4 protein-coding genes are annotated in these 4963 nt (G+C 49.2%); 3 read left to right on the top strand and 1 reads right to left on the bottom strand.

The window, feature by feature from the left end; translation table 11 throughout:
• A partial coding sequence (locus ACIQ2L_RS14415) for an ECF-type sigma factor (protein WP_396160066.1) occupies positions 1 to 572 on the bottom strand: 572 nt, incomplete at its 3' end.
• A gap of 293 nt (positions 573 to 865) precedes the next feature.
• Between ACIQ2L_RS14415 and ACIQ2L_RS14410 the strand changes: the two genes are divergently transcribed.
• From ACIQ2L_RS14410 to ACIQ2L_RS14400, 3 genes are all read left to right on the top strand, one after another.
• On the top strand, positions 866 to 2611 hold the full coding sequence (locus tag ACIQ2L_RS14410) for a serine/threonine protein kinase (protein ID WP_396160064.1): 1746 nt from the start codon (positions 866 to 868) through the stop codon (positions 2609 to 2611).
• Between the two features lie 291 nt (positions 2612 to 2902).
• Complete coding sequence (locus ACIQ2L_RS14405) at positions 2903 to 4174, top strand: MFS transporter (protein ID WP_396160062.1); 1272 nt, start codon at positions 2903 to 2905, stop codon at positions 4172 to 4174.
• A gap of 23 nt (positions 4175 to 4197) precedes the next feature.
• Entirely contained in the window at positions 4198 to 4932 is a 735-nt protein-coding gene (locus tag ACIQ2L_RS14400; RefSeq protein ID WP_396160060.1) for a hypothetical protein, read from the top strand.
• Positions 4933 to 4963 lie beyond the last annotated feature (31 nt).

The following is a 4963-nucleotide window of genomic DNA, read 5'->3' as shown; positions in this document are numbered from 1 at the left end:
ACGGTTGCGACCGACTTTACAATCTTCGCTGCGATCTCGGTGTTGCTGTATCCCTCCAGTCGAAGAAATGCGATGGATTGAAGTTCCGCGTTGGGAAGTAATGCAAAAAGCCCTTGGCATTCTTCCTCCATCATTGCGATCCACTCAGGTGAAGGTGATTCGCCTTGAACTGCATCGATGCCTAAGGCGTTCTCTAAACTTGAATGGGAGCCAAACGCGGATTCCCCACGCACGTCGCCACTTCCCGCCTTGAGAGTTTGGCTTTTCCTTTTTCGATCGATCACTTTCCGAATCGTTATCCTTCTGAGGAGTCGGAAGAGCCCATCTTCAGAATCCAACGCAGGAAAACGATCTCGTTGAACAGCCCGAAAGAAGCTTACCAGCGCGCTCGCTGCTACATCCTCTCCATTGAATGCGCGTTGCTGAACTCCTAAAGCTGCGAGCCGTTTTTCCGCAAACCTGGCCAAGGCTGGGTAATACTTCTCCCATAACGCTGCAATTGCGGCTTCATCGTGCTGTTGGACCTCAAGCAACTGCTGTGAAACGGAATGGTTGTCGAGCGATTTATTCATCTGGTGAGCTTTCGATGATACCAAGGTTCTAGCGAACTGCGTTCATGACGACATTTTTTGATGCGTGAGGGGAATAACGAGTGAATTTCGGTTTGGACGGTAGCGACATTCTAAACCCTTGGATTGAGGTAGAGAATCCCGAGCACCACCATTTCCGAGAATGTTCGCGTCACAAAACCATTTGATACGAATGATTGGCTTGCTCACAATGTCAATTGATTTGTATCGATCACGATAGCTGGGTGCGGATGAGGAAAACGACAATGCCAAACGATGACATGTTCCCGTGGAAAATGGAACGCCAAGTTTTGCATCGAATTGGTCCCATTTGCGATGCGTTTGAAGCCGAGTTTCTTCGGGGCGCAGAGCCGGTCATTGAAGACTATTTGGCAATGGGAATGGAATCCGATCGGCGCGCCTTGCTCCTGGAGTTGTTGAAGCTAGATCGTGAGTACCGTGTCAAGCATGGCTGTACATTGCCATATATATGCTACGTTGCCAGATTTCCGAACGATCTCCAATTACTTCAATCCGTGTTTTTGGAGGCCGAAACAATTGCACCCGATTCCGCGATGGGACTCAAGCCAACGCACTTCGGTCGAGACTTGCCAAGGCGACTAGGTCCGTATGAGCTTTTGGAGGTACTTGGGCACGGCGGGATGGGGGTGGTTTATCGTGCGATGCAGTACTCAGGCGATGCTCCCATTCGCGAAGTAGCTCTCAAATTAGTTCGGACGGACCATTGGTACGGCGTCGAGGACAAACAAAGCAACGTACTGCTTGCCAGGTTCCGAGAGGAGACTCGCTTTGCCGCGCAACTCTACCATCCGAACATAGTAACCGTCTACGACGTTGGTCAAATCGACGGACTCGATTACTTCTCAATGCAATGGATCGACGGGACAGACTTGTCCTCTGTCGTGAAGGTACAACAACTATCCTATATTAAGATTGCCGAAACTCTGATTCCTGTGGCACAGGCGATTTCATACGCTCACTCAAAAGGAATTGTGCATCGCGATTTGAAGCCAAGCAATATCTTGCTCGATTCGCAACTAAAACCTTACATTGCGGACTTTGGTTTGGCCAAATCAACCACCGTCAATTCGGACCTGACACAAACTGGCCAGATTCTGGGAACGGTTGGATATATGGCTCCCGAGCAGGCGGCAGGCGAGTACAAAAAGATTGGGCCATCAGCAGATATCTATGGATTGGGTGGTTTATTGTACTTTTGCTTGACTGACCAAGCTCCATTTGTTGCAGAGAACGTTCTTGATGCTCTCGTTCAAGTGCTGGAGAGCGAACCAGTTCCGCCCCGTACTCTCAATAAGCAAATCCCTCGTTCGCTTGAACTCATTTGCATGCGTTGTTTACAGAAAAATCCGGAAGACCGATATGCCAATGCAAACGAGGTAGCAGAAGATCTCGAACGGTTTCTAAATGGGCTTCCCACCCATGCCAAGGCACCGACGGTTATCGATCGCCTTCGACGATTTGGCCGCAGATCGCCAGTGCTCGCCTCGCACATGGGTGCTCTTGGTTTGGCGCTGGTCATAGGCCAATTGACGTTTGCTATGTCGGCCGACCAAGACCTAGCCTACCACATCCCAGTGAGTGCCGTCACGCTTGCATGGATTGCAGTAAGCGTTTTGTGCTGGCTGTTTACGAGCAGCAAGAAGCTTGAGACGATTGTTGCAACGTTTTGGCTTTGTGCCGATGCCGTTTTTCTCACTGTCTTGATATCGATGATGTCGAGTCCGGCCTTTCCCCCTGGTCCAATACTCATCGGCTATCCCATGGTAGTAGTCGGAGGCGGAATGTTTTTCCGAGCTCGGATGGTTGTGTTCGTCACCATCGTGACCATACTTTCCTATATCGCCCTGTTGTTCTTTAACCCTTACTTGCTCGGCAACGTCTACCAGAACGCAACCTTTCTCTTAATACTGGCTTGCATGGGAATTTGTTGCCTGCATCAAGTCCGTCGTTTTCGAATGCTGAGTAACTACGTCGAGAATCGACGGGATCATTCGCTCTAACGCCCAAGCGTTTTTCTTGCTCGCGAAATGTTGCGTCAGATGATCCTTGAGGGGAATGCCCAATGGATTTCGGTTGTAATGCTGGGACCATGTAATCATGGAATCCCCAATGGCGCAAAACAATCCATTAGCATATTCGGGAACACAAGAATGTACGTTAATGATCGCTACGCGAACTTTCGCCGGCTTACATACGTTGCCGGGAGTGAGTTGACTCGAGACCGGTCGTTTTTCGGAATCACAGCTACCCAGTTCTTGGGCGCTTTCAACGATAATTTTTACAAGCAACTAATGCTCCTACTGGCAATTCCCGTTGTACCTGGAACTCTAGATCAGCAACAAGTTGCGACCATCGTCTTTGCTTTGCCGTTTGTCTTGTTCTCTGGAATCGCTGGCCATTTGTCAGATAAGTACAGCAAGAACCGCGTTATCGTTTTGGCGAAAGCAGCCGAGATTGGCATTATGGGATTGGGCTTGATTGGGTTTTTGATGTACGGGGCAACGGGCTATCGTGGATTGTTAGCGGTCCTGTTCCTAATGGGAATTCATAGCGCATTTTTTGGCCCGAGCAAATACGGAATCCTGCCAGAACTCTTTCGAAACAAAGACTTACCCAGGGCGAATGGTATCGTCCTAATGACAACGTTTCTCGCCATCATTTTTGGGACCGTTTCGGCTGGATTTCTTGGGGACCTGCTTGTCGATCCAGGGCAATCGCTCGTCGATTCCGCTCCCCAGATGTGGATCGGTTCGGTGATTTGCATTGGAATCGCGATCGCTGGAACTTTGACTTCGCTTTGGATTCGGCCTGTCCCTCCAGCGCATCCAAGCCTAGTCTTAAAACCTGATTCATGGTCAGTATCACGCGCCACGATGAAACTGCTGATTGAGGATCGTCCATTGGTTGGTGCCGTTCTCGCGACAAGCATTTTCTGGCTGGTTTCGGGAATTGCCATGCAAGCGGTCAACAACTTCGGCAGGACACAGCTCAATTGCAGCATGCTCGAAACAAGCATCATGACGGCATGCATTGGCATTGGAATCGCGCTCGGCTCAGTTCTCGCAGGCAGATTTTCTCATGGAACGGCTGACACAAGAGTAGTCCGCTGGGGTATCTGCGGTATCTTCTTATCACTAGTTTTGATGGCCGTATCATTGCCTTCGACAAAGTCGGGTGGATCGCAGCACTTTCTTGGATATCATGGCTCCTTGCCTGTTTTAGTAATGCTCGGTGCAGCGGCGGGCCTCTTTGCAATTCCGTTGCAAGTCTTCCTGCAGTCTCGACCACCAGAAAACCAAAAGGGCCGAATGATTGCTGCGATGAATCTTGCAAACTACGTTGCCATACTTATGTCAGGAATAACGTATGGATTCCTGGATGCACTTGTCACGACGCTCGCTTGGCCGCGCAGTTCCATTTTTGGATTCATGTCGTTGTTCATACTCCCATTGTTGCTCTGGTACAAACCTAACTTTTCATCAACAAAGCCAATTTTCGACGCTAAGTCATTAGACCCCAATATCAGCTCACGCTTATGCGAAAGATCCTTACCCATCCCCTAATCAAACGACTAAAGGTCTTGAACATGACTGAAAAAGGTCAAATCCGCGACAAAGTCTCACAAACCAAGGTATTGTCGTCACCAAATTGCAAGCAAATCGCCTCAACCGGCGACAAATTCAAGACCAATAAAACGAGATCATGCACATGCTTATTCCCAAACAGTTATTCGGTAGGCAAAACGTTGCGGCCACGAAAATTGCTTGACCTAGGTTGGATGGAGCTTACATTCGGCGGATTGCATCGCATTTTTCCTAGCGAAAGCCTGGAACGGCTATGTAGCCTGCTCGCGGCTTTCAAATCCGATTGTGGATGCAATTCTATGTGGAGCCCGTCTGAAAGCCCTTTCCAAAAAATGCAGCGCACAATTAACGTAGCGTTCTCGCATGACATCGTAGCAGGTTCAATCATGTCCCTGCCCCGCTGCAACACGCAAGCAATTTGTCCTCAAAAACGCAAGGTGATTGACATGAACGGCTTTCTAATGGTAATGATGATCGGACTTTCGTTCTCTAGCTTTGGTGTCGCATTGGCACAATCGCCGGAGGAAACCACATCAACGAAACGCAACCGCGAAGAGTTCAAGGACAACTTAGTAAACGAAAGCACAGAAGATGACGAGATCCGAAAACTGCAACTTGAGCGGCTTAAGTCAGCGACACTTGGCGCAGAAGTTCTTAAGGCTAGATCCTCTGATTGCAAATTCCATAGCACCATGCCAATTCCTTCCGCAGTGTTCTCAAACGACCTAAACGCATAGTGGCTTACCTCGATATGTCCATGCGTATGGA

The organism is Flavobacterium sp., assembly GCF_044369455.1.
GTDB lineage: Bacteria > Bacteroidota > Bacteroidia > Flavobacteriales > Flavobacteriaceae > Flavobacterium.
Note: the sequence above shows the minus strand (reverse complement) of the source record. Positions and strands in the feature narration are given on the sequence as shown.